General features: G+C 40.3%; 25 protein-coding genes and 2 riboswitches. Of the genes, 13 read left to right on the plus strand and 12 right to left on the minus strand.

Going from position 1 to position 26,221, the window contains the following annotated elements; all coding sequences use genetic code 11:
- Window positions 1-10 precede the first annotated feature (10 nt).
- From ADM90_RS08265 to ADM90_RS08275, 3 genes are all read right to left on the minus strand, one after another.
- On the minus strand, window positions 11-709 hold the full coding sequence (locus ADM90_RS08265; protein ID WP_053994503.1) for a response regulator transcription factor: 699 nt from the start codon (window positions 707-709) through the stop codon (window positions 11-13).
- Between the two features lie 60 nt (window positions 710-769).
- Window positions 770-1,291 (minus strand): hypothetical protein, encoded by a 522-nt coding sequence (locus ADM90_RS08270; protein ID WP_053994504.1) that lies wholly within the window; start codon window positions 1,289-1,291, stop codon window positions 770-772.
- Window positions 1,292-1,401: 110 nt separating this feature from the next.
- Window positions 1,402-1,866, minus strand: a complete 465-nt coding sequence (locus ADM90_RS08275; RefSeq protein ID WP_053994505.1) for a hypothetical protein — start codon at window positions 1,864-1,866, stop codon at window positions 1,402-1,404.
- Between the two features lie 285 nt (window positions 1,867-2,151).
- Between ADM90_RS08275 and bioD the strand changes: the two genes are divergently transcribed.
- From bioD to bioB, 4 genes are read left to right on the plus strand one after another with little or no spacing between them, the layout of a single operon-like run.
- Entirely contained in the window at window positions 2,152-2,853 is a 702-nt protein-coding gene (bioD, locus tag ADM90_RS08280; RefSeq protein ID WP_053994506.1) for a dethiobiotin synthase, read from the plus strand.
- Window positions 2,834-4,210: an adenosylmethionine--8-amino-7-oxononanoate transaminase gene (bioA, locus tag ADM90_RS08285; protein WP_053994507.1), complete on the plus strand. Its 1,377-nt coding sequence runs from the start codon at window positions 2,834-2,836 to the stop codon at window positions 4,208-4,210. The genes bioD and bioA overlap by 20 nt, the downstream gene beginning before the upstream one ends.
- The gene (locus tag ADM90_RS08290) at window positions 4,203-4,796 is read left to right on the plus strand and encodes a biotin transporter BioY (RefSeq protein ID WP_053994508.1); all 594 of its coding nucleotides are present in this window, start codon (window positions 4,203-4,205) and stop codon (window positions 4,794-4,796) included. The genes bioA and ADM90_RS08290 overlap by 8 nt, the downstream gene beginning before the upstream one ends.
- Window positions 4,793-5,788 carry a biotin synthase BioB gene (bioB, locus tag ADM90_RS08295; RefSeq protein WP_053994509.1) on the plus strand — a complete coding sequence of 332 codons (996 nt, stop codon included), beginning with the start codon at window positions 4,793-4,795 and terminating at the stop codon, window positions 5,786-5,788. Before ADM90_RS08290 ends, bioB begins: the two co-directional genes overlap by 4 nt.
- Before the next feature lie 74 nt (window positions 5,789-5,862).
- On the opposite strand, the gene ADM90_RS08300 is transcribed toward bioB, so the two are convergent.
- The gene (locus tag ADM90_RS08300) at window positions 5,863-7,026 is read right to left on the minus strand and encodes an aminotransferase-like domain-containing protein (RefSeq protein ID WP_053994510.1); all 1,164 of its coding nucleotides are present in this window, start codon (window positions 7,024-7,026) and stop codon (window positions 5,863-5,865) included.
- Between the two features lie 126 nt (window positions 7,027-7,152).
- Here ADM90_RS08300 and ADM90_RS08305 point away from each other — a divergent pair, with 126 nt between their 5' ends.
- Genes ADM90_RS08305 through ADM90_RS08315 form a run of 3 tightly spaced genes read left to right on the plus strand, consistent with a single transcriptional unit; the run spans window position 7,153 to window position 10,605 of the window.
- The gene (locus ADM90_RS08305) at window positions 7,153-8,550 is read left to right on the plus strand and encodes an aminotransferase-like domain-containing protein (protein WP_053994511.1); all 1,398 of its coding nucleotides are present in this window, start codon (window positions 7,153-7,155) and stop codon (window positions 8,548-8,550) included.
- A gap of 48 nt (window positions 8,551-8,598) precedes the next feature.
- Window positions 8,599-9,837, plus strand: a complete 1,239-nt coding sequence (locus tag ADM90_RS08310; RefSeq protein WP_053994512.1) for a DNA polymerase IV — start codon at window positions 8,599-8,601, stop codon at window positions 9,835-9,837.
- Window positions 9,838-9,855: 18 nt separating this feature from the next.
- On the plus strand, window positions 9,856-10,605 hold the full coding sequence (locus ADM90_RS08315; RefSeq protein WP_053994513.1) for an alpha/beta fold hydrolase: 750 nt from the start codon (window positions 9,856-9,858) through the stop codon (window positions 10,603-10,605).
- Between the two features lie 42 nt (window positions 10,606-10,647).
- On the opposite strand, the gene ADM90_RS08320 is transcribed toward ADM90_RS08315, so the two are convergent.
- Genes ADM90_RS08320 through ADM90_RS08330 form a run of 3 tightly spaced genes read right to left on the minus strand, consistent with a single transcriptional unit; the run spans window position 10,648 to window position 13,154 of the window.
- Window positions 10,648-11,502 carry an SDR family oxidoreductase gene (locus ADM90_RS08320; RefSeq protein WP_053994514.1) on the minus strand — a complete coding sequence of 285 codons (855 nt, stop codon included), beginning with the start codon at window positions 11,500-11,502 and terminating at the stop codon, window positions 10,648-10,650.
- Complete coding sequence (locus ADM90_RS08325; protein WP_053994515.1) at window positions 11,499-12,527, minus strand: polysaccharide biosynthesis protein; 1,029 nt, start codon at window positions 12,525-12,527, stop codon at window positions 11,499-11,501. Before ADM90_RS08325 ends, ADM90_RS08320 begins: the two co-directional genes overlap by 4 nt.
- A 27-nt stretch (window positions 12,528-12,554) precedes the next feature.
- Entirely contained in the window at window positions 12,555-13,154 is a 600-nt protein-coding gene (locus ADM90_RS08330) for a glycosyltransferase family 2 protein (protein ID WP_053994516.1), read from the minus strand.
- Window positions 13,155-13,393: 239 nt separating this feature from the next.
- Here ADM90_RS08330 and ADM90_RS08335 point away from each other — a divergent pair, with 239 nt between their 5' ends.
- The gene (locus ADM90_RS08335; protein WP_053994517.1) at window positions 13,394-14,479 is read left to right on the plus strand and encodes a glycosyltransferase family 4 protein; all 1,086 of its coding nucleotides are present in this window, start codon (window positions 13,394-13,396) and stop codon (window positions 14,477-14,479) included.
- A gap of 102 nt (window positions 14,480-14,581) precedes the next feature.
- A complete protein-coding gene (locus ADM90_RS08340) occupies window positions 14,582-15,022 on the plus strand; it encodes a GNAT family N-acetyltransferase (RefSeq protein ID WP_053994518.1) in 441 nt (146 codons plus the stop codon).
- 110 nt (window positions 15,023-15,132) lie between these two features.
- Here the strand turns inward: ADM90_RS08340 and ADM90_RS08345 are convergent, their stop codons facing one another.
- From ADM90_RS08345 to ADM90_RS08365, 5 genes are all read right to left on the minus strand, one after another.
- Window positions 15,133-18,699 (minus strand): S8 family peptidase, encoded by a 3,567-nt coding sequence (locus tag ADM90_RS08345; protein WP_053994519.1) that lies wholly within the window; start codon window positions 18,697-18,699, stop codon window positions 15,133-15,135.
- A 242-nt stretch (window positions 18,700-18,941) separates the two neighbouring features.
- Window positions 18,942-19,778 carry an energy-coupling factor ABC transporter ATP-binding protein gene (locus ADM90_RS08350; RefSeq protein ID WP_053994520.1) on the minus strand — a complete coding sequence of 279 codons (837 nt, stop codon included), beginning with the start codon at window positions 19,776-19,778 and terminating at the stop codon, window positions 18,942-18,944.
- Window positions 19,775-20,548, minus strand: coding sequence for a cobalt ECF transporter T component CbiQ (cbiQ, locus tag ADM90_RS08355; protein WP_053994521.1), 774 nt, complete (start codon window positions 20,546-20,548; stop codon window positions 19,775-19,777). The genes ADM90_RS08350 and cbiQ overlap by 4 nt, the downstream gene beginning before the upstream one ends.
- A gap of 5 nt (window positions 20,549-20,553) precedes the next feature.
- Window positions 20,554-20,826, minus strand: a complete 273-nt coding sequence (locus tag ADM90_RS08360; RefSeq protein ID WP_053994522.1) for an energy-coupling factor ABC transporter substrate-binding protein — start codon at window positions 20,824-20,826, stop codon at window positions 20,554-20,556.
- A 1-nt stretch (window position 20,827) separates the two neighbouring features.
- Entirely contained in the window at window positions 20,828-21,574 is a 747-nt protein-coding gene (locus ADM90_RS08365) for an energy-coupling factor ABC transporter permease (protein ID WP_053994523.1), read from the minus strand.
- A gap of 226 nt (window positions 21,575-21,800) precedes the next feature.
- A riboswitch (cobalamin riboswitch) is annotated at window positions 21,801-21,985 on the minus strand.
- A 202-nt stretch (window positions 21,986-22,187) separates the two neighbouring features.
- Window positions 22,188-22,368: riboswitch (cobalamin riboswitch) on the plus strand.
- A 141-nt stretch (window positions 22,369-22,509) separates the two neighbouring features.
- On the opposite strand from ADM90_RS08365, the gene ADM90_RS08370 reads away from it, so the two are divergent.
- Genes ADM90_RS08370 through cobK form a run of 4 tightly spaced genes read left to right on the plus strand, consistent with a single transcriptional unit; the run spans window position 22,510 to window position 26,220 of the window.
- On the plus strand, window positions 22,510-22,881 hold the full coding sequence (locus tag ADM90_RS08370; protein WP_053994524.1) for a (2Fe-2S) ferredoxin domain-containing protein: 372 nt from the start codon (window positions 22,510-22,512) through the stop codon (window positions 22,879-22,881).
- Window positions 22,882-22,885: 4 nt separating this feature from the next.
- A complete protein-coding gene (gene cobJ, locus ADM90_RS08375; RefSeq protein WP_053994525.1) occupies window positions 22,886-24,553 on the plus strand; it encodes a precorrin-3B C(17)-methyltransferase in 1,668 nt (555 codons plus the stop codon).
- 15 nt (window positions 24,554-24,568) lie between these two features.
- Window positions 24,569-25,462: a sirohydrochlorin chelatase gene (locus tag ADM90_RS08380; RefSeq protein ID WP_053994526.1), complete on the plus strand. Its 894-nt coding sequence runs from the start codon at window positions 24,569-24,571 to the stop codon at window positions 25,460-25,462.
- A complete protein-coding gene (gene cobK / locus ADM90_RS08385; RefSeq protein ID WP_053994527.1) occupies window positions 25,459-26,220 on the plus strand; it encodes a precorrin-6A reductase in 762 nt (253 codons plus the stop codon). The genes ADM90_RS08380 and cobK overlap by 4 nt, the downstream gene beginning before the upstream one ends.
- Window position 26,221: the final 1 nt, after the last annotated feature.

Consider the following 26,221-nt stretch of genomic DNA (forward strand, 5'->3'; position numbering starts at 1 on the left):
GGGGCTCTAGCTAGGGCTCATCACTCTCTTTTTGATAGACAAATTGGTAGCCAAATCCTCTCACCGTTTGAATATATTTTGGCTTAGCGGGTGTGTTCTCAATTTTACGCCGAAGGGTACTTATATGAACAGAAAGTGTTTTTGAATCGGCTACCCCATCGTATCCCCATACATGGTTAATTAATTGCTCGATTGTAACGACTTGATTGACATGCTCAATCAAAAAGAATAACAATAGCTTTTCCTTTGTAAATAAATTTAAAAGTTTGCCATCTTTATAAACATTTTTTTCATCAAAATGAATCGATAAATTATCAATATGTATAATATTGCTTTTTCTTGATAATGATTTTCTCTTTAAATTCGCTTGTACACGTGCCAGTAATTCCTTTGGGATAAATGGCTTTGTAATATAGTCATCTGCACCAACTTCAAAGCCTTCAAGTTTTTGGTCAATAAAATGATTAACCGTGACAAAAATAATAATGGCATCTGATTGATCACGAACCTTTTTCGCCAGCTCAAAGCCTGTGCCATCTGGCAAATTGACATCTAATAAAATTAAATCGGGCTGTTCAGTAATAGCCATATGCCAGCCTTGCGCAATGGATGTTGCTTTTAGTACGGTATAGTTTGCCTTAGCAACTGTTAGAGAAAGCACCTCCATAATATCAATATCATCTTCTACTATTAAAATTTTTTCGTTCATTCTCGTGAGGTAGCTCCTTCCATTGTAGCCATACAAATGTCGATGCAGAGTAGAGGGACATTATTTTCGACTTGGGAAAATGACATACGACAAACTAATAACGGCATCAATTACTAAAACAATGCCCCAGACTTTCATTATTTGCAGTAACGGAGATGTATCGGTAGCTGTACCAGCAAATCGGATCATGCCATATAAGCAGCCAGCACCGATGGCAAATGCACTAATATGACGCACAAGCATTTTCATATCATATAGACCTTTAGCCTTGCCAGTGAGTGGTGTTTTTTTCGGCTTTTTGAAAAACCATTGTTGGAATTTTTCATCTGCCCAGGCAATCATGGTTTTCCCATATGCGATGGACACACCGATATAAATCGCCGCAATGCCATGAGAAGTCGAAGCAGGTGTCCCTCTTTTTAAATCAATGGTTGTCAGGATAATTAGCAGTAAATCAATAACAGGTGTTAACGCAAAGAAGAAAATGCTTAACTTTGGCATTTTCAATACATAGCGACTAATTAGCCCTATGATAATGACAATCCAAAAGGCAATTTCCGCCGCTATAATCCAAGGTATCATTATTCGTTCCTCTCATTTCTAGTAAAGTAATAGATCGCTAAAAGTATGAAAAATAGTCAACGCATCCTTAAAATGGAGCCAAGTAGTTTAAGAGCTGTTATACCTTTCTATCAGTCGAGATGGGCAACCGCGTTGAGAAGATCTTCACGGACAGCCTCCCAAAATTGCTGCTGGACTGTATCACAATAGGTGTACAGCTCTTTCTGCTGAATATGCTCGTATAAAGCAGCAATCGTTTCTTTATGAAAGTGTAGTCGATGGTTGAGTACCTCACGTTCCTCCTCTATACAAAACATTTTATAAATATCAGCTAAACGCTCCAGCTTAGCTAATTTTTGTGTGATGCTATTATATTGGACTTGATGAAAGCGACCAACCGCAGAGATCATTGAAATTTTTGCTCGATGCGCTGCCTGTAATGTTCGCAATTCCTCCTGGCGAATAGCTACACGATACCAAAATTCATAGCGAGAAGGCAATTCTCTTAAATCATAGGTAAGAAAAGATTTTAAGATTGTCTGCATTTGTTCATACGTATCCATGACCTTCTCTGTTTCCTTAAAAATGCCAAACATCCACACCACCCCCATGTCATTGTAATACTACAAAAATGATGAAAAATCCTTTAAATCACCGTTAATTTCATAGAAATAGGCCATTTGAACAACATCCTACACTAGTATGCAAGTTGATAGACGTATCACCAAGAAGCTTTGTTATGAAAATGTAGCGAAAAATGGAATCAGATCTTACGTTATGGTGAAAAACCAAGAAAATGAAAAATAGCCATTTACAAAATAAAAATAAATGTGTTAACTTAATTATTGTGATAAGTTAACTTAAATAGGGGGAGGTTAACCATGCATTTTTGGGTTGTAGGGACCGATACAGATGTCGGGAAGACGGTTGTCACAACATTACTTATGCGTCAATTGCAACAAGAGCATTTACAGGTTATACCATATAAGCCTGTGCAAACAGGTGAGATTTATGGAAATGGACATAGCTATTATGAGGATACCGCCATGTATCAAAAGTATTCCTTACAAAAATTAAAGGAAGCGCACTTAAATAGCTATTCCTTGAAGGAGGCGGCATCACCACATTTTGCTGCACAGCTGGAGAGCCAGCAAATCGAGGTAGATAAGCTGTTACAGCATATCGAAGAGCTACAACAATCCTATGATGTTGTAATATGCGAGGGAGCTGGTGGACTTTTTGTACCATTAGATAGTGAAAAGCAACTCACACTTCTCGAAGTAATTGTACATAGTCAGTTACCCGTTGTCGTTGTAACAAGAACATCTCTTGGTACCATTAACCACACATTATTAACAATGGAGGCATTGCAAGCTCGACAAATTGAGGTACTTGGTATTGCCTTTAATGGCTGTACAGGGAGCAGGCTAGAGCAGGATAATATCAAAACTATTTTGACATATCATCCTATACCGTATGCTATTATCCCACCATTGCAGAATCATGCACAACTAGGCGCATATTCCATTAAAGCAACATCATTATTTGAAAGGCTTTATGTATATGAATCAACCATTCACTGATTTACAGACAAGAGATTTGCAGTATGTTTGGCATCCATGCTCACAGATGAAGGATTATGAAACATTTCCGCCAATCGTAATTACAAAAGGGCAAGGTGTATGGCTTTACGATGAGCAAGGGCAACGTTATTTAGATGCTGTATCGTCTTGGTGGGTCAATCTTTTTGGACATGCCAATCCGCGTATTAGTCAGGTATTGAGTGAGCAGGCCTTTATATTGGAGCATACGATTTTTGCTAATTTTACACATGAGCCTGCCATTCGCTTAGCTGAAAAACTAGTAGCTTTAACACCAAACGGGTTGCAAAAAGTATTTTTTGCCGATAATGGCTCATCCGCGATTGAAGTGGCTTTAAAAATGAGCTTTCAATACCATATGCAAACAGGAAAATCAGCAAAAAAGCGTTTTCTAGCGTTAACAGATGCTTATCATGGCGAAACAATTGGTGCCTTATCTGTAGGAGGCGTTGGACTTTACAATGATATCTATCAGCCATTGCTGTTAGATACGGTACGTGCCAAAGGGCCAGATTGCTTCCGTTGTCCCTTCCAAGAAGAGCCAGCAAGCTGTCATGCCCCGTGCAGTCAGTTTGTAGAGGAGCAGCTAAAAGCGCATCATCAGGACCTTACGGCCGTGATTATTGAGCCACTGATTCAAGCAGCAGCAGGCATGAAAATGTATCCCCCTGTCTACTTAAAGCGTTTACGCGCATTGTGTACGCAATATGATGTACATCTGATTGCGGATGAAATTGCAGTTGGCTTTGGACGTACAGGTACATTATTTGCCTGTGAGCAGGCGGATATTACACCTGATTTTATGTGTTTATCGAAGGGCTTAACAGGTGGCTATTTACCATTATCTGTTGTGGTAACAACGAATGAAATTTATAGCGCTTTTTATGATGACTATGGCACAATGAGAGCATTTTTACATTCACATAGCTATTCAGGCAATACATTAGCCTGTCGTGTTGCCCTTGAAGTATTAACGATATTTGAAGAAGAGCCAGTAATGGAGATGATTCAACGCAAAGGACAATGGATGCGAGCGCTAGCAATGACAGCATTTAATGAGATGCCCTATGTGGGTGAATATCGACAAATAGGCTTAGTTGGGGCGATTGAGCTTGTGGCGGATCGCGCTACAAAGGAGCCGTTTGCAAGCGAGGCGCGAATAGGCTATCAAATTTATCAGCGTGCCTTAGCGAAGGGCTTATTATTACGTCCACTTGGCAATGTTTTGTATTTTATGCCACCTTATATTATTTCAGAAGAGGACATGCGTATGATGATTGCTACTGCAAAAGAGGCCATCGAACAATTTTTCCACGAGCGGGGGGAGTATATTGGTTAAACGACAATCTACATTGGCACTTGTAATAATTGCAATGTTTGCCGCTTTAACAGCTATTGGTGCATTTATTAAAATTCCATTACCTATCGTCCCATTTACATTACAAATTGTGTTTGTATTTTTAGCGGGCTGTTTGCTTGGAAGCTGCAATGCTCTATCTAGTCAGCTTGTTTATATAGGTGTTGGCTTAGTGGGGCTACCTGTATTTACGCAAGGAGGTGGCATCACCTATGTATTACAGCCAACATTCGGCTATTTGATTGGCTTTGCACTTGCTGCCTATTGTATTGGCTGGCTCATTGAAAGGGTGCAGACACCTACGAAAAAGCATTTTATTGGTGCAACCATTATAGGGCTTATCATTATTTATGTGGTAGCCGTGCCGTATTTATATATGAGCTTGAATTTCTGGCTAGATATGAAAACAAGCTGGTCACATGTGTTCGCTGTCGGCTTTTTAGGCAGTATTGTCGCTGATTTTTGTTTAGCTATTACATCTGCGTTATTAGCTGAACGATTGTATAAAGTATTCCAATCAGCAAGAACATTGAAAATTTCACAGGTGGAAAGGGAGAAAATGATATGAATTATTTACAATTAGCACAAGAGGTCATCGCTGGTAAGGTGATTAGCAATGAGGAGGCACTCGCAATTTTAACTAGTGAGGATGATGAGCTACTACAGCTAATGGATGGTGCTTTTGCGATTCGTCGCCATTATTTTGGTAAAAAGGTTAAGCTCAATATGATTATGAATGCGAAGAGTGGCTACTGTCCTGAGGATTGCGGCTATTGCTCCCAGTCCTCTCGCTCAACTGCACCAATTGAAAAATATCCTTTTATTACAAAGGAGGAAATTTTAGCAGGTGCAAAGCAGGCATTTGACAATAAAATTGGGACCTATTGCATTGTGGCAAGTGGGCGTGGACCAACACGTAAGGATGTCAATGTCGTGAGTGAGGCTGTGGCTGAAATTAAGGAGAAGTATGGCTTAAAGATTTGTGCCTGCCTTGGTTTATTAAAAGAGGAGCAAGCACAGCAATTAAAGGAAGCTGGTGTGGATCGCTACAATCATAACTTAAATACATCAGAGCGCCATCACTCCTTTATTACAACCTCCCATACATATGAGGATCGTGTCAACACGGTGGAAATTGTGAAAAAGCATGGCATTTCACCTTGCTCAGGTGCAATTATTGGGATGAAGGAAACAAAGGAGGATGTTGTTAATATTGCTCGCGCCCTTTATCAATTGGATGCAGACTCGATTCCAGTGAACTTTTTAAATGCCATTGATGGCACAAAGCTAGAGGGAACAAAGGATTTAAATCCACGCTATTGCTTAAAAGTATTAGCGCTGTTTCGTTATATCAACCCTACAAAGGAAATCCGCATTGCTGGTGGTCGTGAAATTAATCTTGGCATGCTACAGCCACTCGGTCTTTACGCAGCCAACAGTATTTTTGTAGGAGATTATTTAACAACGGCAGGGCAAGAGGAAAATAGCGATTATCGTATGATAGAGGACTTAGGCTTTGACATTGAATTAACAGAGAAGCAAGAGGAAGCGTTTTGCTAGGAAGTTAGATGTGACGGATAGCGTACAATCAAAAGCCGTATAAGCGCTGTGAAGAGCGTTTATACGGCCTTTTTTTATAAAATACTTGCTAAACGTTGAATGCCTTCACGGATAACTTCAGGTGTGGCATTTGTATAGTTAAGACGCATTGTATTGACATTTGTTTTATTGGTATAGAATGGATCACCTGGGACGAAGGCAACCTTTTGCTCCATTGCCTTAGCGAATACATCAAGAGCTGATGTGCCGTCCTTCATCGTTGCCCAAATAAACATACCTCCCTCAGGTCGTGTATATTCTACATGTGCAGGGAAGAACTCCTGCATCGCATCCAGCATGGCATATGCCTGATTTTTGTAAAGGGCAATAATTTTTTGTACATGCGCCATATAATCATTATTCGCTAAATAATCATAGATAATGTATTGCGAGAAAATATTTGTATGCAGATCAGAGGCTTGCTTCGCTGTTTCAACATGCTGTAACAGCTCTTTATTTTTCGTAATCATAAAGCCAAGTCGCATACCAGGTGTCACTGTTTTGGAGAAAGAACCTAGTAAAATACTATTTTCTAATTTTCCAGCACCGATATAAGGCAGTGTTTCGCCCTCGAATCGTAGCTCCCCATATGGATCATCCTCAATTAAAGCAACATCGTATTTAGCTACGATTTCACAAATTTGCTGACGTTTTTCCTTTGAGTATGTAAGACCTGTAGGGTTTTGGAAATTTGGTACCGTATAAAGAATTTTAACATTTGGCTGTTGCAGGGCTTTTTCTAACTCCTCTAAATTAAGCCCATCATGTTCAAGCGTAACACCGTGGAAAGTTGGCTCACATAATGTAAAAGCTTGAATAGCCCCTAAATAGCCTGGCTCCTCGATGATAATGCCATCGCCCTTATTAATCAGCACCTTGCTAATCAATTCCAGCGCCTGCTGTGAGCCTGTTGTAATTAACACATCGTCAGCATGTATATCCAGTCCGTGTACACGTTGATATTTGGCAGCAATGTATTCACGTAACGGTGCATAACCCTGTGTAGAAGAATACTGGAACAAACGGCTACCGTTTGTTGTAATCGCATGATCTACAGATGCTTTTAGTGCATCCACTGGGAAAGAGATTGGATTTGGAAGCCCCCCTGCAAAGGAAATGACATCCTCTGCCTCTGTTACTTTTAAAATATTTCGAATAAATGAAGATGGTGTCTTTAAGATTCTTTCTGAATATTGCATAATTATCGGTCCTTTTTTTCTGATTTTTTAAAATTATATCATTGTCATCGTGTGCATACAATATTATCATTGTATGCAAGACAATTAAAAGATTGTATGCAAATTAAAAAAGAAGGAGTTTAGCACATGCCTATAAATTCATTTGATGAATATCCAATGAGCTGGAAGCCTGATATTGGCAATAGTTCAGCGCCATTATATATAGCGATCGCACAACAGCTTGAACAAGATATCAAGGATGGCAAGCTACTACCCGGAACAAAACTTCCTCCCCAACGTGAATTGGCTGATTTTTTAGATGTCAATTTAAGCACCATTACACGTGCCTTTAAGCTATGCGGACAAAAAGGGCTTATTTATGCTTCGATTGGTAGTGGTACATTTGTGTCAACGGATGCAGCAAGCAATAAAATACTATTACCAACAAACCATACAACACCTATGATTGAAATGGGCTCTGTGCTGCCTGATAATTTTGCCAATGAGGATATTACACGTTTTATGAAAAAAATGCTAAATGAGCCTAGTGTAAGCAAACTGTTTCAATATGGACGTCCTGAGAGCAATGCTTGGCAGCAAGAGGCAGTGATGAAGCTTTTTGAATGGATTCATTTCCAACCTAATCAGCCTATTTTGCTTGGAGCGGGTGGGCAAAATGCGATTGTTGGGACACTGGCAGCATTATTTCAGCCAGGCGATCGCATTGGCACAGACCCTATGACCTATGCGGGCATTAAAACGGCTGCCAATATGCTCGGTATTCAACTTGTAGCGATTCAACAAAGTCAAGGTGAAATGACAAGAGAGGGGCTATTGTATGCCTGTAAAAATGAACATATTAAGGGCATCTATGTGATCCCTGATTTTCATAATCCAACAACCCATACAATGACTGTGGCGACAAGACAAATGATTGCAGAGGTGGCAAGGCAGAAGGATTTAATTGTGATTGAGGATGCGATTTATAGCTTTTTAAAGGAGCAGGCGCTCGCACCAATAGCTTCCTATGCACCGGAAAAGGTTATTTATATTGCCAGTCTATCAAAAACGATTTCGCCGGGCTTACGCTTATCCTTTATTGTGACACCACCAGCCTATCGTAAAAAAATTATGGAAACGCTTTATAATATTAATATTTCGGTTTCTCCGCTTATGCTGGAGCTTGCAGCGAGATTGATTCATGAAGGGGTGGCACAAACGATTTTAGAGAAACACCGTACCTATACAAAGCAGCAAAATGCGCTCGTCAATCAGTATTTAGGAGAGTATCAGATTTTAGGTGATGAGGAATGTATTTTTAGATGGCTGCTACTGCCTGAGCAATTTACAGGTGTGCAATTTGAATTGCTGGCTGCTAAGGCGGGTGTACAGGTATATGCAGCAGAGCGCTTTGCTGTTGGCAATACCAAGCCTGTCAATGCCGTTCGCTTAGCGATTACAGCGCCCGAGCATCAGCTTGAGCAAGCATTGATAATCTTAAAGGATATACTTGAAAGCAATGGGGATTATGCGTTTGTTGATTAATAGCAGACCAGCGTATAATAAAAATATAGAAGAAAAGAGGTGAAGCAAATGGCTCATAAAGGGCGCGTTATTTTTCATGTGGATATGAATAGTTTTTATGCCTCTGTGGAGCAGGCACATAATCCTAGTTTAAAGGGTAAACCACTTGCAATAGCGGGTAATCCAAAGGAGCGGCGTGGCATTTTAGTTACCTGCTCATATGAAGCAAGAGCGCTTGGGATTTATACCACAATGACCGTTCATGAGGCACTGCGTAAATGTCCTGAGCTATTGCTATTGCCACCTGATTTTCCAAAGTATCGTGCCGCCTCAAAAGAAATATTCACTATTCTTCGGAGCTATACAGATTTAGTAGAGCCTGTGTCAATTGATGAGGGCTATATGGACGTGACGGTATTAAGCAAGGAAAGGCATGCACTCAATATTGCCCAGGAAATACAGCAGCGTATTTTAACAGAGCTTGATTTACCTTGCTCCATAGGCATTGCTCCCAATAAATTTTTAGCGAAAACGGCTTCAGATCGTAAAAAGCCGATGGGCATTACCATTTTGCGAAGACGTGATCTGGAACAACTACTGTGGCCAGATGAAGTGGTGAAAATGCATGGTATTGGTACAAGCACAGCAAAAAAATTAAATACACACGGTATATTTACCATTGGTGATTTAGCGAAAACGGATGAGTATGCTATCAAGCAAATGTTAGGAAAAAATGGTGTGCGCCTTCGTGCAAGGGCGAATGGCATGGATGACCGTGCAGTAGACCCAGAGGCTATTTTTGATACGAAAAGTGTAGGCAATTCAACGACATTGCCTGAAGATATCAACGATATTCGAATATTGCATAAAACGATTGAAGGGCTATGTAAAAAAGTAGCAGAACGACTAGATGCGAAGCGTTTAGCAGGCTCTACTGTCAGCATTCAAATACGGGATGCGAATTGGCATAATCATACACGCTCAAAAACAATGTCTAATGTGCTTTATCGCTTTGAGGATATTTTTCCTGTTGCTTGTGCATTATTTGATAAGCATTGGGATGAAACGCCTGTTAGATTACTTGGTGTTACCGTTTCCAATGTGGTTGATCGTAAAGAGTATTCACAGCAATTATCCCTTTTTAATTTTCAAGAGCATGTCAAGGATGAACCGATTTTGAAAATTGTGGATGAAATAGAGGAGCGCTTTGGTAAGGGCATGATTCAGCGAGGGATTGATGTTGGAAAGCGTTCATCCTATCAATCTCAAACAAGCTTTAGTAAAGATTTTTTAGACGATCATCACTAAAAGGGAGATGAGGAGTTTATGCAATATAGAGAATATGGCAATAGCAGCAAGCCATTGATGATGTTTATTCATGGAGGTGGCGTGGGAGGATGGATGTGGGATGAGCAAGTGCAGCATTTTTCCAACTATCATTGTATTGTACCAGAGCTTTTATCGATATCTCCATTTTCCATTGAGCGCTGTGCCCACAAGCTTTTACAGTTAATTGAAGAAAAGGCGAATGGCAAAACGGTTATTGTGATTGGCTTTTCATTAGGTGCACAAATTGCCATTCAAATGCTCAGTATAAAGCCGAATGTCAGTGATTTTACGATGATTAATAGTGCTCTTGTGATTCCCTCACCTACTATGATAGGGCTTATGCAGCCATTGATTCGACTAACATTTCCACTTGTTAAAAATAAAACATTTGCTAAGCTGCAAGCGAAAACCTTATCTATTGATGACCATTATTTTGAACGCTATTATCATGAGAGCTCTACAATGCATATAGAGGTATTGCTGCAAATCCTGCAAGAGAATATGTCGTTTTCTATTCCGCCCAATTTTCATAAAGCACAGGGGAAGATTTTAATTACGGTGGGCGATCAAGAAAAAAGCGTTATGAAAAAATCTGCCAAAGCACTGCTTCAACAGCACCCCAATTGCTATGGTGTAATAGTAGGAAATGTGGGTCACGGTGTGTCGTTGGCAAAGCCTGCCTTTTTTAATGACTTTGTTGAACATTGGATTAAGGATGGGCAATTACCTAAGGGCATGGTGATGTAATTGGTAAAACGCCACGATTAATATGTATCATGGCGTTTGCGTTCATAAATGATAATGAGGATATAAATTTTTATGCTGTAGCATCCAATCTTTCATTTCCACAATCATAGCTTCATAGCTAGGTACAACAAAGGAGAAATCATGTCTGGTCTTGATTAATGTTTTATCGACATTGACAAGTGAGTCAGGAACAATGCTGATGGTATTGTTTCTAAAATATTGATTCAATAGCTGTAACAGGTCGTATTTTGAGATATTTGTCGTGTTAACTAAATGATAGAGTCCTGTTAAGCCTTCGTGGGCAGCCTGTTCAATCGCTTTTGCTAAGGTCAGTGTTGTAACACCCGTCCAAAGCGCACCCGTATAGCCATTAATGGAACCATGCTGTTGCATAAACCAATTGAACAGCCCGATGCCGTCCTTTTGTAGGGCAGGGCCAATAATAGAGTTGCGGAATGTTAAATGCTTGTTGTCATCAATTTCCCCTAAGCCCTTTGTACGATCATAAAAGGTTTCTCCGTCACATGGACTTTTTTCATAATAGGGTGCAGCTTTCCCTGAAAAGACGCAATCGGTACTAAGATGAATCAGCCTTGTTTGGTGATCTTTTAGGTGAGCCGCAATGGCATGGGGTAAATAGCTATTTAAAAAAATACTTTTCGCAGGGTATTGTTCGCAGGCATTGTTTAACATACCGATACAATTAATAACAATATCCACATCGGTAGTGGTTAAGAGCGCCTGTAAAAACTGGCGATCTGTAATATCACCAACAATATTGTTACCATAGGGAAAGGCTGTTCTGGAGTAGGTGGTAACATGATGTCCTTGCTCACATAAGTACATAGCAATCATATGACCAGCCATACCTGTAGCGCCAAGCACTAAAAATTTCATGGTTTTCCTCCCATCCAGTGAAGGAGCTCTTGTTGAATAAGTGGCAGCTTTATTAATCTTTCTTTTAGCTCAACAATGCTTAATAGTTGTGTATTATTGGAATTATATTCATCTGTTAACGATATTTTAGGAGAGCCTTCATCAAGGTATTTGCCATAATGTAAATCTCGATTATCTGCGGGAATGCGATAAAAATTACCTACATCTATCGCTTTTGCGGCTTCCTCCTTTGTACATAATACTTCATACATTTTTTCTCCATGCCGTGTGCCAATAATTTGAATCGCATTATTCGCGTGGAAAATCGCCAGTAAAGCCTGTGCTAAATCTTGCACGGTAGCGGCCGGTGACTTTTGTACCATAATATCGCCATGTTGGGCATGGACAAAGGCATATAAAACTAATTCGACTGCTTCCTCGAGACTCATGATAAAGCGTGTCATTCGGGGATCTGTAATGGTTAAAGGCTGACCAGTTTTAATTTGTTCGATAAACAACGGAATAACAGAGCCACGGGAAGCCATCACATTGCCGTATCTTGTGCCACAAATTAAGGTTTGCTTAGGGTCCACCATTCTTGATTTTGCAATAAATGTTTTTTCCATCATTGCTTTGGAGATGCCCATCGCATTTACAGGATAGGCAGCCTTATCAGTGGAGAGACAAATAATTTTTTGAACACCAGCTTGAATAGCAGCTGTTAAGACATTTTCTGTGCCTAAAATATTTGTTTTAACAGCTTCTAAAGGAAAAAATTCACAGGAGGGAACTTGCTTTAGGGCTGCCGCATGGAATACAAAATCGACTTGATACATGGCATGGTGGATGCTTTCTATATCGCGCACATCGCCAATATAAAACTTTATCTTAGGATGCTGATAAAGCTTTCTCATATCATCTTGCTTTTTTTCATCTCTCGAAAAGATCCGAATTTCCTTGATATCGGTATTTAAAAATCGCTGTAAGACCGCATTACCAAAAGAGCCAGTACCGCCAGTAATCAGTAAAATTTTATTTGTAAACATCGTATGCTGGATGACACCTCCCCCATGCTATTTCAACCCTCTTTGATGTAAATCGCATTCTGAGTTTTCTCTTGGATAGTTGTACCAATAGGCGAATTCGTTTGTATATTTACATGTGGGGTTTTTATCCATCAGGGCACGATTAAAATCCCAGTCCCCAGCAATATCCTTACGTATTGTAAAGGTAGCATCCCCGATAAAGCTTCTACGAATAATTTTAAATTGTCCAGGCAATGAGTAGCGATTGGATTCATCTTTAATAAATGCATAGCCGTTTTTAATAATCATATTATAGTAGTAAATATCAAACTCACCATCTACCTGTGCTAATACATTGCGAATAGCAGGTAAATAGTGGTCGTCACTATCAATAATCGCTATATAATCACCCGTTGCCTCTGCAATGCATCGATTATAAGCAACACTCGCACCTAAATTGGTAGGATGGACAATGATTTTTAAGGCTGCACAGTTTTTTTGATAGTCTTGTAAAAGGGCTAATGTATTGTCTGTAGAGCCATCATCCACCACAATGATTTCATAGGCATATTCTTTCGGAATACTGTCTAGCATGGTGACAATCCATTGCTCACTATTAAACGCAGGTGATAAAAAACTAATCTTCATGTGATCCCTCCATTCCTAATAGATTGGTAGCATTTTTCTAGTTCACGTTGGCAGAGTAGATTCTTTATTACAATATGCATGTAGGGTGTACGCTTGTAGGCAATTGCTTGTTGACATAAGTTTTTAAAAGAGAGATTTACGAGAGAAAGTGGATGTAGAGGGATGAAAAATGCTAAGTTATGCACATTTAGCCGTTGTTGTCATATACTAGTAGAACGCCTTTTAGAAAGAGGGAAACAATGTCAAAAAGGATTGCCTTTATTTGTAGCGTGGAGTCTTATAAGCTTTCTGATGCTCATATTTTTAAAGATCTTTGTCTTGTACCGATTTTATTAGGAGAGCATTTAGGATATGACGTGAGTATTCTCACAACGGAAATGAATGAAGCACTTCTTCAACAAACCTTTCCTGCTGTGAAGTTTGAGCGGATACCTTTTGAAGATGACTATATTGCCAATATGAACGCTTATTTAGCAGGGCATGCGAAGGATATTGATATTGTCTTTGCTATAGGTCCCTATCCATCTTATTTACCAATTTTAAAAGCCTATAAGCACCATCATCCTCAAGGGAAAATTTATATGAAGCTAGATGTGAATCGTTATTGGCTTGAACGTTTAAAAACCTATCCTTATTTTTTAGAGCTGTTGCAGCTCTGTGATCTTCTTTCTTCTGAATGTGTAGCCATTCAAACGGCTATTCAAGAATTTTCGCAAGTAACGATTCAGCATATCCCAAATGGCTTTTATGAGCATTTTCCAACAGCTCCTGTATTATTCAGCGAGAAAGAAAATCGAATAGTGATGGTAGGTCGTTTAGATGCACCAGAGAAGCAAACATTATTGGCGGTCAAGGCATTTCTAGCAGCCCAGCTTACTGGTTGGGAGCTGCGTTTAGTTGGACCAATGTCTGAGCCATTTTATCAGGAGCTTCTGGCATTACTGAATGGTCATCCGTTTGCTGCTCAGGTAATCATTGTAGGGTCGATTCAAGATAAGGTGCAATTGGAGGAAGAATATCGGAAGGCTAAAATTTTTTGTCTAACGTCCTTAGTGGAATGCTATGCCCATGTGTTTGCAGAGGCTGCTAAAAATGGCTGTTATATTGTGGCAACGGATGTGGATGGAGCTGCGGATATTACCCAGCAGCAGCGCTTTGGAACGATTCATCCAACGCATGATTGGCAAAGCATCAGTAAGACATTGCAGCATGTAACACAGGAGGAAGCATTGCTAGCTACTACGTGTGAGCAGCTACAAGCCTTTGCACGTCAAACCTTAAATTGGCGTGATATTGTCACAAAGATTGCTCATTACTTAGTGTGAATATTTTCTTGCTTTAGAGGGTTTTCTTTCCTTTATTCACTTATTTTCTATATAATCAATACTAGATTTAACAATCATGGGTAGACATAAGGGGAGAAAAGAATGAAAATATTTCAAGCAACAATGCATGAACTAGAGGAGTTAACGGTGCTATTTGATGAATATCGTCAGTTTTATGGGATCGAGTCAGATATCAGCAGTGCCAAGGCATTTTTACAATTACGCTTGGCTTTAAAAGAGTCGGTGATTTTTATAGCAGTGAAGGATGGTAAGGCGGTTGGCTTTACACAATTATATCCAACGTTTTCCTCAATTGCCTTACAGCGTGCTTATATTTTAAATGATATGTATGTGGTAGACGATGTGAGAGGCCAGGGGGTCGGCACGGCATTGATGGAGAAGGTGTTCCAATATTGTGAGCAGCAATATGCCCGTTATGTGACATTGCAAACAGCCACGGATAATATCAATGCACGAAGACTGTATGAAAAGCTACATATGCAGCAAGATGAATTTTGTAATTATGTGAAATATTTTGACTAACTAGCATTCGTAAGCATCTTTTCTAAGGGGGAAGATGCTTTCTTTATGTCGTGCAGCTGTGCCTATAAAAATATCCCTAGGCCTTGTGGTAAGCCTAGGGAATAGGTGAGTTATTGGATTTCTAGTGTATATGGCTGTGTACTTGCCTTGCCATAAGCTTCGCTAACCTCGATATAGTATGTGCCTGCATCCAGCTCAACGGTACCGATTTCCGCATCTTCAGCCCCATATAAGTCTAAGGTTGAGACTGTTTTACCATTTGCATTGATGATGCGAATCACACCATCCAATGCTTTTTCGGTTTGAAGGGAGAAGGACACCTCACGTTTTTGATTATTTGTAAATTCAAAGTAATCCTTATCCCCAAACGGAATCCCCGTATTGAAATAGTGAGAGGCAATCCATTTATCCTCTTTTTTCGTGAGTGCAAGTGGCTTTGTTGGTACGCCATTTACTAAGGTAGAATCCGCATCCTCATCCACTCGACGATGATCAAATAATGTTAATGCATAAGGTTGAACCGATACTTGACCAAAGTTTATGCTGCTGACCAAGATAAAATAGCCTCGGTCCTTTTTCGCTTGAAACGATGTATTGACATCTGCTGTTCCCATTACACCAAGCAGCAGCTCAAGAATGTTTTCACCAATTCCAAATGGCACCTCTGTCGCCAATTCCTTTGGATCGATTTTCATATTGCCATTTGTATCTTCAATAATAGACCCTGCAAATTTTAGATCTTGCTGAAGCTCTTTTGGTAATTGCTTCAATTCTTCATCTGTAAAAGGAATAGTGGAAAGCAGTAGACTCATCACTTCATCATTACCCTGTTGCTTATAGTAGTAATAATCGATGTCATCTTGATAAATCAGATGATCTTTATAGGTTGTACCTAATTGAAGTGGTTGGGCTTTGCCTTCCTCCTGATTATCTGGATTATAAGTTGCTGGAATATCACCGATTTTACGTGTTTTTAATGTATAAGGATCAACGGAGCGTTCCCCCATATTCATAACCGCGACTACATAGGTTTTATCCTTTTTCAGTGGTACAACCTTTGCATCGTCTTCATTATTGGTTGCTCCAGACAGTAATGCCAGAATGTTTAGACTATCTGTGAGGGAAGCGACAGGTAATAATTCTTTGGCTTCCTCATCATATTCAAAGATTGTGCCAGATGGCATTTGACCTGTGCCTTTGTTAAATTGGAAGCGATAAAGGGCATCCTCAGGTGATTTCAATAAAAAGTAATCTTCATCATAATCTGATTGGAAGTAGGCTGTTTGATCCTCCCCAATATTAAAGCGAAGTGCTTTTTCCATAATTGGCTCAACATCTTCCAATTTTTCTCCACTAAAGGCGTTTGTTAGCATACTTAGCATGGTATCCATGTCATCACGTTTTTTGATGGCACTTGGTGCAATGGATGATGGCTCCTCGTTAGCAGATTCTTCTAGTGAGATACCATCTGCTGGTAGACCATCCTCATCCTTTGGCAGCGTCACAGCTGTACCTTTTAATGTGTAGGGAAGAATGGATTCACTTACCTTTTCTTCTTTTTCAACACCGCCACTGAAGAACATTCCCATCGAAAAGTCCATACTATTGTCATTGGATACACGTAAGACATATTCTTGCTCAGGCATAGCATCAACAATGAGGCTGATATTTTCACCTTTCGCTGTACCATAGGCCATTTGCATTGGATAAGCTTCCATTTCGTCCTCATCTTCCTTGGCTGGCTCAAGCTCTTGTGCTGGTGGCTCCTGTTCGCCTGGCGGTTGCGTTAGTTCCTCCGCTTCTAGTGGCATAAAGTCTTCTTTTAAATAAAGCTCCATTGATGTGGTCACGCCTGGAATTCCTGATAGATCAAATTTTAGTGTTGTTGGTTTTTTAACAGAAAATGTAAAGTAATCTTGGTCTTTTTGCTGATCTGTCGAAAGCAGGGTATAGTCTTTACCTGCTGTACTAAATGGGAATTTTTTAATTTCTTCCCTATTCGTTTGATCTAGTGCATCTACTGGTAGCTCTTTGGTCGTTTGAGCAGTAAAGGTAAAGGTTGATTTACCCTTTAAGCTATAGCTGCCATTATGATCTTTGACACCGACTAATAGCGTACCCTCTTGCTCCGCTTTAAATAGATAGCCCTCCTTTTTGCCTATGCGCACATCATTCACATGAATAGGCTCAACCTCACCAAAATGACTAGTTGGGTAGAAGTATAAATCAAAGGCATAATCATATTTGTCTGCACCTTTTAATGTGAACTGTGCATATTCCTCCGCCTCTAAATCGACCTTGTACCATTTCTTTTCATCAGGCTGCTCAAACACACCCTGTTCTGTATTCAATGTATTTTTAGTCAATACTTTTGCATTTGTAAGACGTTCTTCGACTGTTTCTGAATGATGCTTAGGCAGCTTCTGAAGATCGAATTGCAAGGCTTTAATAGGATCAACAAGCCCATGTCCATACGTGAGATCATAGCCTTTCTCACCTAAATCTTGGGCGGACATTTCGAGAATGGCTTCTATTTCATAGGGCTTTAACTGTGGATATTTTGATTTAAGCAAGGATGCAATTCCTGCCACAACAGGTGATGCCATGGACGTACCACTAAATTTAATAAAGGATGATCCCTTTTTCGCATCATAAACAGTACTATATACATCTTCACCTGGTGCTACAATATCAACAGATGGCCCGTAATTGGAATAGCTGGATAGCTTATTTTTGTTATTTGTTGAGCCGACACTAATGACACCTTCAAAGGAAGCAGGGAAGGAGTATTCATCTGTCGCCTCATTGCCTGCAGCAGCTACAATGGTAATGCCGCTATCAATCGCTTTTTGGACAGCCTCTTGCATAAGTGGAGACTCTCCATAGCCGCCAAGGCTCATATTAATAATATCAGCGCCTTGTTCAATGGCGTATAGAATACCTTGTGCGATTGTGAAATCATCGGCGCCCTCCTTGCCATTAAATACATCAATGGGTAGAAGCTTAGCTTTTGGATGAATGCCATGTCCGCCAATACCATTATCTTTTGCAGCAGCAATAATTCCTGCTACATGTGTACCATGATCGGCTGTATAAGTTGTATTAGCTGGTGCGGCTGCGTTATAGGGCGGTAGTACTTGAGCTTTTAAATCGGGATGCTTAAAGTCCACGCCCGAATCAATCACAGCCACCGTTACTTCATGATCACCTGCTAATTTAAGTGCCCTATCTATTTGTAGCAGGCTTAAATGATACATTTCTTCTGTCTTGGGATCGGTGTCCGTGGCAAATGTATGGTATATATAGCTAGGGGATACGCTTGTAATGCCATCCTGCTGTAAATAGTAAGAGACAGCTTTTTCAAGCGAGACGTCCTTGTTTAACTGAATAACATCATATCCTAATGAAGGAATGGAGCGGAGGACCTTAGCACCAATTTTTTTATGTACATTTTGATCAAGCCCTGCATGCTTAATAACAATTGTATTTTTGCTGATCCATTTTTCGCTATTCTGTGAATTTTGTCCTGTTCGTGTTTGATTACTTGCAAGCATAAGCTGTTCAAGCTTGCCATTCTTTGTAGCAGGCTGTGGGGTCTCCGCAAAGGCAGAGACAGCAGGGACCATTAGTGCAGCAGATGCTACCACAGTGACGGATTTCTTCAACCAATTTCTCAATAACTTTCTCTCCTTCATATGTTAAGTTTGGCCTCCCAATAAACATAAATTTTCAAACCCTTACTTCCGTTCTATTCTAAAGATAGAAGAGTTTTTGCTATCTTCTTACTTAGATGGAAATCATAGTTCTTATTTTTGCCTATTGAACGCCTTGACTATATTTATACGATTAACTAATAGAAAAGTTTCGTAAATGAGGAAAAATTTTCACTGCTGCTTAAATTAGCCCCTGGTCAAACTGTTTAAAGCTGTTGAATAAGTCTGTGTAAATCATCCCTAGAACGAGGTATTGGCTCCTTGCTCGTTAAGATCTTTTTTTCTTGTAATAGCATGGTCATCGCAAAGACCCATGGGCGTTCAAGATGGGCACGTTTTAATAGTTCTTCGTTATAGAATAGAGTGATGGGATCACCATTATAAATGATTGACCCTGCCTCCATCACAATAATTTGCTCTGCCCATTCATAGGCGAGTTGAATATCATGTGTTGCTAATAGAATGGTTCTTTCCCCATCCTCTAATTTTGCTAGGTATTGTAAAACTTGTGTAGCATAATAATGATCCAGACCTGCTGTTGGTTCATCTAATAAGAGAACAGATGGCTCCATTGCTAAAACACCAGCCATCGCCACACGTTTTTTTTGTCCAACACTTAAGAAATGAATCGGCTTATCTAGTAAATTCTCTACCTCTGTTTGTGCAACCGCCCAGGCGATCTTTTCCTCAATTTTTTCAGTAGACCAGCCCAAATTAAGCGGTCCATACGCTATATCTTGCTTGACTGTGCCTGAAAAAAGCTGATGGTCTGCATCTTGAAAGACAATCCCAACCTGTTGACGAAGGGTTCTTAAAGCTTTGCTGCTGTACTGAAGCTTGTTACCCTGAAAAGAAATAGTGCCTGTAGTAGGCTTTAATATCCCGTTAAGATGCTGAAATAACGTAGATTTTCCTGCACCGTTATGTCCAAGGATCGCAATTTTTTTCCCCCTTGGAATTTGCAATGAAATATCTGTGAGCGCTGTTGTGCCATCTGCGTAAATATGGGACAGATGATGAAGTTCAAAATAATAGGCTGTCATGCGAAAAAACCTCCATATACGATAAAGAGTAGAAAAATAAGTGCCATGCCTAGCCAATTTTTCTTGTTATACGAGCTTGCTTCGTGCCAATAGACAGCCTCGCCACCACGTGATTGCATCGCATTGTTAAGCGCTCGACTCCGCTGAAACATCTCCACAAATAATGCTGCTATCAGCATGGATAGTGAACGTAGCCATTGGATAGGTGAATAATAGCCGAGACGTGCTTGCTGGGCGAGGTAAATTTTTTGCATACTAGCTAAAAAAAGAAAAATAAAACGATAGGTTAGCTCTACTAATTCAACTAATAACACTGGAAATCGCCATTGTCGTAAAACATAGCAAATTCCTTGAACTGAGGTTGTTAGGATTAAAAAATATAAGCAACTGATACTACCAAGCACAATAAAAAATAATTGCTGTGCTGCTGTCATACTGGCCTGCCCAATAAAAATCGTCCAATTGCTAAAGGTGAAAGACCAAATGTGAGGAGGTAGCACATGTGTAGATGGTGCAATTGAGATTAAAATGGATACAAGACTAGTGAATAAAAAAAAGGCTGGTAATAGCAATAGTTTTACATAATAGCTTAATGGGATTTTTGCGCCGAAAATGATAAAAGCACTCATTACAAAAAATGTAATGAGTGAAAGCTGTTCATCTCTTAAAATTAGGGATAATAACAATAGTCCTAAGGAAAAGATCATTTTTTCTAGTGGATGAACGTGCGCTAGTTTATTAAGGTAAGCATACTTATCGATTAATAGCATCGTATTTAGCCTTCTTTATGCTTGCCGCGCATATAGCCGATAAAGTAGCCAATAAAGCCTGCGCCAATCGCAGCCTGTAGTACAAATAGTAAGCTTTCAATTTCACCACTAGGCGGCTCCCATAAACTTTCAAACCATGGTTCATAATCCTTATTAATTTCGCCAATGGCTGCTTCGGCCTCACCATCAGCACCACCGAACTCTGCACCCTTTTGAATAAACAGGGGGATAATGGCTAACAGGACAACAATGGCTAATAGTAATAAAGTACGTTTCATCTTAGTGTGCCTCCTTTGCTGAGAAAACACGTAATGCCTTTAATTCGCTAATATTATATTTTTTCAAGAAGTTCATCACAATCACTGTTAAAATCCCCTCACTAATGGCTAATGGAATTTGTGTTAAAGCAAAAATACCTGCGAATTTTGTGAAGGATGCGGCGAAGCCACCCACCTCAGAAGGGAAGGCAAGTGCTAGCTGTACAGAAGTCACAACATATGTGCCTAAGTCGCCAAGCATGGCAGCGAAGAACACAGCTAATGAAAACGACAAACCTATTTTTTGTGCCCCTTTAAAGACAAAATACACGATAAAAGGACCTACGATCGCCATTGAAAAGGCATTTGCTCCTAACGTTGTAAGACCCCCATGTGCTAAAAGTAAAGATTGGAATAATAAAACAATCGTGCCGATCACACTCATGGCAAGCGGGCCAAATAAAACGGTACCAAGTCCCACACCTGTAGGATGCGAGCAGCTCCCTGTAACAGAGGGAATTTTTAAGGCAGATAACACAAACGCAAAGGCTCCTGAAAGACCCAGCATCATTTTGGTTTCTGGGTTTGCTTCGATTGTTTTTCGAATGGAACGCAATCCTAGTACAATAAAGGGAATAGAGATAACCCACCAAAAAATAGCCCATTCAATTGGTAAAAAACCTTCCATGATATGCATGGCAAAAGCTTGTTTTGGCACCATTAAATATGCCACTAAAAAATAACTACATTTCCACCAAGAAAGCTTCAATATTTTTCCTCCTCACTATGAAATAGATTGTAAAAATATGACGGGCGGAGAAATGCTTTTTGCGTATTTAGACTTTCGCATGATTCCATAAGTATCCTGCTGCTCGCTCAACAGGCTGTTTGGCTGCGTCCATACAAAAAGCACTTCTCCGCTACAGGAAAAGTGCATACTAAAAGAGCAAAAACATGCGTATCTGCTAAGTTGCACACCTATCCTCGTAGGCTGAAACGGTCACGTATTTTCGGCAGGTCTCCTGGCTCTAGTTCATTGTTTTATAGGCCTTCCCATCCGTTGGACAGTGGCAATTTCTATATAACTCCCTATTACAGTGGCGGGACCGCGTCGGACTTACACCGACTTCCCTTTTAAGTAAAATAACAAGTATTTTACACCGAAAAATATAGAATTGTGAGATTTCACGACAAATTGTAACATGCATTTCCATAAATATGCTATACTTTTTATGAAATTTTTTCGAATTGGGCGTCAATGTCAAAAATTCTGATAACCAAAACTGATAAAATTATCACAATTTGTTAAAGAAATATTGAAATTTTAAAATAATAAGCTATGATAGAGACAGTTTTCTATTCAAAGATAACGCTAATAATTTCATATAAAAACATCAATAAGTGCTCAAATTTTCGAGATAATAGGGAAATTGGTGAAAGTCCAATACAGCCCCCGCTACTGTAATAGCTGATGAAATCACAAAGCCACTTGTGCAAACTGGGAAGGCGTGAAAGTAAGATGAAGCTTAAGTCAGGAAACCTGCTTAGTTGATTGTGCATGCAAACTTTTCGGAGGGAGAAGTTGGAGCAAAAGCGGGTACCAGCATTTTATTCGTTTTTAACAAGCTTCTATAAAACCTTTACTCTCAAGCGAAGAGTAAAGGTTTTTTCTTTTCCAAAACAGCAAATGAAGGGAGCGATTAGATGACAACATGGAATTTAGAGGGGATGCAAACACATCTCTTTATTTGCAACGGCAGTAGCTGTATGAAAAAGGATGCGGAGGACATTACACAAGCCATTCGAGATGAAATACAGCGACAGGCACTTGATCAAGAAATACATACGACAAGAACACGCTGTAATGGACGATGTAAGGATGCTTGCGTTGTCATTGCCTATCCGCAGGGCAATTGGTATCGTGTGCCATCAACAGAGCATGCGAGAGCACTTGTACAAGACTTACATCATGAATCTTTATACAAGGAGCATGTTTTTACATTGCGTGAAGGTATATTACAGCGTACAGCACAAACAACGGCTATTAAAGGGATTGAAAAGGTGAAAGAGAGGTAGCAAGATGGCACAAAAAGGGAAAATTTTCGTCGTGGGCTTTGGACCTGGAGATTTTAAGCATATTACGACACGTGCTGTAGAGGCATTGCAACAAAGTGATATGATTATTGGCTACAAAACCTATGTAGAGCTTATTCAAGATTTAGTCAATGCCAAATCGATTGTTAGTACAGGCATGACAGAGGAGGTTTCACGTGCACAGGAGGCTGTACGTCAAGCGGAGGCTGGTAGCATTGTCTCTGTGATTTCTAGTGGAGATGCAGGCGTTTATGGCATGGCAGGCTTAGTGTATGAGGTGTTAATTGAGTTAGGCTGGACAGAAGCAACAGGCATTGAAGTTGAAATTGTACCAGGGATTTCAGCGATTAATTCATGTGCTAGTTTACTAGGAGCCCCGATTATGCATGATGCTTGTACCATCAGTTTAAGCGACCATTTAACACCCTGGAATTTAATTGCCAAGCGTGTAGAGGCAGCAGCGATGGCAGATTTTGTCATTGCGCTCTACAATCCCAAAAGTGGTCGACGTACAAGACAAATTGCCGAGGCACAGCGCATTCTTTTAGAATATCGTTCACCTGATACACCTGTTGGACTTGTGAAAAGTGCCTATCGTGAGCGTCAAGAAGTTACGATGACAACATTAGCCGAAATGCTAGAGCATGATATTGGTATGCTAACAACTGTGATTATTGGGAATTCATCGACATTTTTCTATGATAATAAAATGATTACACCGCGTGGCTATCAACGAAAATATACACTTGGTGAAGAGAAGCAGCCATTACGTCCGCATCAGCGCCTACGTGAGGAAAATGAGCCATGGGCAATGAATCAGGAAACAGGGGAGGCTCGTGGGGACTTTGCGGCTGATCCCAATGCAGGACGTAATCATAAACCCAGTGTAGCCGCTACGCCAAAGCCGAAAAAAACAGCATTGGAAATGGCTACAGCGGCGCTTGCAATGGTGAAAGGTACAAGTGCGATACAGGTAACACCCAAGCTTGTCCAGCAAAAAATTGAAGCTATTTTTGAGTTAGCCGTCAGTCCAGGGGTTGCCAATAAATTTTTTACACCACAGCAAATGACGACGTTAGCAGAGGTCGTTGGCGAACATGGCACGATGGAATATACACCAGAGCATCAGATCCATTTGAAAATCCCAACAACGGAGCCAGATCACATTACCGAAAAGCTACAGGCAGTAGGCTTTTTATTAGCGCCTATCGGTGATGTTGCCACACTAAAGGCTTGCGATTTTTGTTATGGCGAAAAGGCTGATTCCATTCCCTATGCAGAAGAAATTCAGGAAAAGCTAGGGGGCATGTCTTTGCCGAAAACATTAAATATTGGCTTTAATGGCTGTGGTATGGCCTGTTATCGTGCCGTGTTTGATGATATTGGTATTGTGTATCGCAAAAGCAAGTTTGATGTTTTCATAGGGGCAAAGCCAGTAGGTCGTACAGCACATGCAGCACAGCCTGTTGTAGAAGGATTAGAGCCTGACCAGCTAGTGCCATTGCTTACGGATATTATTGAAGAATACAAAGCGAATGCTCATCCAAATGAGCGCCTATTCAAATATTTTAAACGTGTGAAAAAAATACTGCATTTTACCTATCAAGATATGTCTTCCAAAATAAAAGTAGAGCCCGCTCCATGTGGCGACTAGTGAGGAGTAATAGAGATGAAAGCAATTTTATTTGTCGGCCATGGTAGCCGTTTAGCAGCAGGAAATGAGGAGGTACGCACATTTATTGCGCAAATGACACCGCGTATTGACCCACAATTTTTAGTGGAAACCTGTTTTCTTGAATTTGCCTCGCCAAATATTGAAGAGGGTATTACAAACTGCGTGAAGAAGGGGGCAACAGAGGTTCATGTTATCCCTATTATTTTACTCCATGCGGGTCACTCTAAGCTTCATATTCCAGCAGAAATTGAGCATGCACGTGAACATTATCCAAACATCACCTTCACATATGGTCAAACAATTGGTATTCATGAGGAGATATTTGGCATTTTACAGGATCGTCTAGCAAACATTGGCTTTAACACAGAGCAAGAGCAGCAGGATACCGCGATTTTATTAATTGCACGTGGTGGCAGTGATCCAGAGGCAAATGGTGATTTTTATAAAATAACACGTCTCTTATGGGAAAAGCTACCTGTAAAATATGTGGAAAGTGCTTTTATGGGGGTAACAGATCCACTTGTTGAAGAAGGAATGGAGCGCTGTGTTAAATTAGGTGCTAAAAAGATTATTATGCTGCCGTACTTTTTATTCACAGGCATTTTAATGGAACGCATGAATGGCATGTGTGAAAAGTTCAATAAGCAGTATCCAGATTGTGCTATTCAAATTGCTGATTATTTTGGCTACCATGAACGTCTGCAAAATGTGTTATTAGAGCGTATTGAACAGGCAGTAAATGGTACATCAACAGGCATGCAAGATTTAGAGAATTACCGTGCTTATGCGGCAGTACATGGTCATGCACATCATCACCACCATCATGATCATGACCACCATCACCATCATCACGACCATGATCATCATATAGAGGAGTCTGTAAAATGATTTTTATGTTAGCAGGAACGAGTGATGCCAGAAGCCTCGCCCTCAACTTGCAGCAGGCAGGTTATCCTGTCACAGCTACAGTTGTTACCGAATCAGCAGCCGCTAGTCTTGCTGATGCTGGCTTGCCGCATTTAATCGGTCGACTGACGGCTGATGAAATGGCAGCAATTATGACAGAGCAGGGCTATCAATTAGTAGTAGATGCCTCCCATCCCTTTGCGGAAGAGGCCTCTAAAAATGCGATGGCAGCAGCCAAACAAGCACAAATTCCTTATATTCGCTATGAGCGTGTACATGAGCATTATGCCCATCCATTGATTACCGTTGTGAAGGATTATGAGGAAGCCGCTCAGCTAGCGGCACAAAAGCGCGGGGTTATTATGCTGACAACAGGCAGTAAGACGCTCGCGACCTTTACAAAGGTGTTACACGGCTTAGACAATACAAGAGTGATCGCGCGTATGCTGCCACGACTGGACAATATGGAAAAATGTGAGGCACTTGGCGTGGCACAGCGAGATATTGTAGCGATTCAAGGTCCGTTTACAAAGGAGTTAAATGAAGCGCTATTTCGTCAATATGGGGTAACATTAATGATTACCAAGGAAAGCGGCAAAGTTGGCTCAGTGGATGAGAAGCTAGAGGCGGCGCTTGCTTGTAATATTGAAACGATTTTAATTGCAAGACCAAATATTCAATATGGCCAACAATATTCAACCTTTGAAGACGTTTTACAGGCTGTACAAAAAACACTTTAGG

This window comes from Lysinibacillus macroides (assembly GCF_001281525.1).
GTDB lineage: Bacteria > Bacillota > Bacilli > Bacillales_A > Planococcaceae > Lysinibacillus > Lysinibacillus macroides.

What these genes read in the sequence shown, in the direction of transcription:
- cobJ (WP_053994525.1), top strand. Translation starts at nt 22,886, where the DNA reads ATGGCACAAAAAGGGAAAATTTTCGTCGTGGGCTTTGGACCTGGAGAT.
- ADM90_RS08265 (WP_053994503.1), bottom strand. Translation starts at nt 709, where the DNA reads ATGAACGAAAAAATTTTAATAGTAGAAGATGATATTGATATTATGGAG.
- ADM90_RS08320 (WP_053994514.1), bottom strand. Translation starts at nt 11,502, where the DNA reads ATGAAATTTTTAGTGCTTGGCGCTACAGGTATGGCTGGTCATATGATT.
- bioD (WP_053994506.1), top strand. Translation starts at nt 2,152, where the DNA reads ATGCATTTTTGGGTTGTAGGGACCGATACAGATGTCGGGAAGACGGTT.
- cobK (WP_053994527.1), top strand. Translation starts at nt 25,459, where the DNA reads ATGATTTTTATGTTAGCAGGAACGAGTGATGCCAGAAGCCTCGCCCTC.
- ADM90_RS08350 (WP_053994520.1), bottom strand. Translation starts at nt 19,778, where the DNA reads ATGACAGCCTATTATTTTGAACTTCATCATCTGTCCCATATTTACGCA.
- bioB (WP_053994509.1), top strand. Translation starts at nt 4,793, where the DNA reads ATGAATTATTTACAATTAGCACAAGAGGTCATCGCTGGTAAGGTGATT.
- ADM90_RS08300 (WP_053994510.1), bottom strand. Translation starts at nt 7,026, where the DNA reads ATGCAATATTCAGAAAGAATCTTAAAGACACCATCTTCATTTATTCGA.
- ADM90_RS08370 (WP_053994524.1), top strand. Translation starts at nt 22,510, where the DNA reads ATGACAACATGGAATTTAGAGGGGATGCAAACACATCTCTTTATTTGC.
- ADM90_RS08315 (WP_053994513.1), top strand. Translation starts at nt 9,856, where the DNA reads ATGCAATATAGAGAATATGGCAATAGCAGCAAGCCATTGATGATGTTT.
- ADM90_RS08305 (WP_053994511.1), top strand. Translation starts at nt 7,153, where the DNA reads ATGCCTATAAATTCATTTGATGAATATCCAATGAGCTGGAAGCCTGAT.
- ADM90_RS08270 (WP_053994504.1), bottom strand. Translation starts at nt 1,291, where the DNA reads ATGATACCTTGGATTATAGCGGCGGAAATTGCCTTTTGGATTGTCATT.
- ADM90_RS08360 (WP_053994522.1), bottom strand. Translation starts at nt 20,826, where the DNA reads ATGAAACGTACTTTATTACTATTAGCCATTGTTGTCCTGTTAGCCATT.
- ADM90_RS08310 (WP_053994512.1), top strand. Translation starts at nt 8,599, where the DNA reads ATGGCTCATAAAGGGCGCGTTATTTTTCATGTGGATATGAATAGTTTT.
- bioA (WP_053994507.1), top strand. Translation starts at nt 2,834, where the DNA reads ATGAATCAACCATTCACTGATTTACAGACAAGAGATTTGCAGTATGTT.
- cbiQ (WP_053994521.1), bottom strand. Translation starts at nt 20,548, where the DNA reads ATGCTATTAATCGATAAGTATGCTTACCTTAATAAACTAGCGCACGTT.
- ADM90_RS08340 (WP_053994518.1), top strand. Translation starts at nt 14,582, where the DNA reads ATGAAAATATTTCAAGCAACAATGCATGAACTAGAGGAGTTAACGGTG.
- ADM90_RS08330 (WP_053994516.1), bottom strand. Translation starts at nt 13,154, where the DNA reads ATGAAGATTAGTTTTTTATCACCTGCGTTTAATAGTGAGCAATGGATT.
- ADM90_RS08325 (WP_053994515.1), bottom strand. Translation starts at nt 12,527, where the DNA reads ATGTTTACAAATAAAATTTTACTGATTACTGGCGGTACTGGCTCTTTT.
- ADM90_RS08380 (WP_053994526.1), top strand. Translation starts at nt 24,569, where the DNA reads ATGAAAGCAATTTTATTTGTCGGCCATGGTAGCCGTTTAGCAGCAGGA.
- ADM90_RS08275 (WP_053994505.1), bottom strand. Translation starts at nt 1,866, where the DNA reads ATGTTTGGCATTTTTAAGGAAACAGAGAAGGTCATGGATACGTATGAA.
- ADM90_RS08335 (WP_053994517.1), top strand. Translation starts at nt 13,394, where the DNA reads ATGTCAAAAAGGATTGCCTTTATTTGTAGCGTGGAGTCTTATAAGCTT.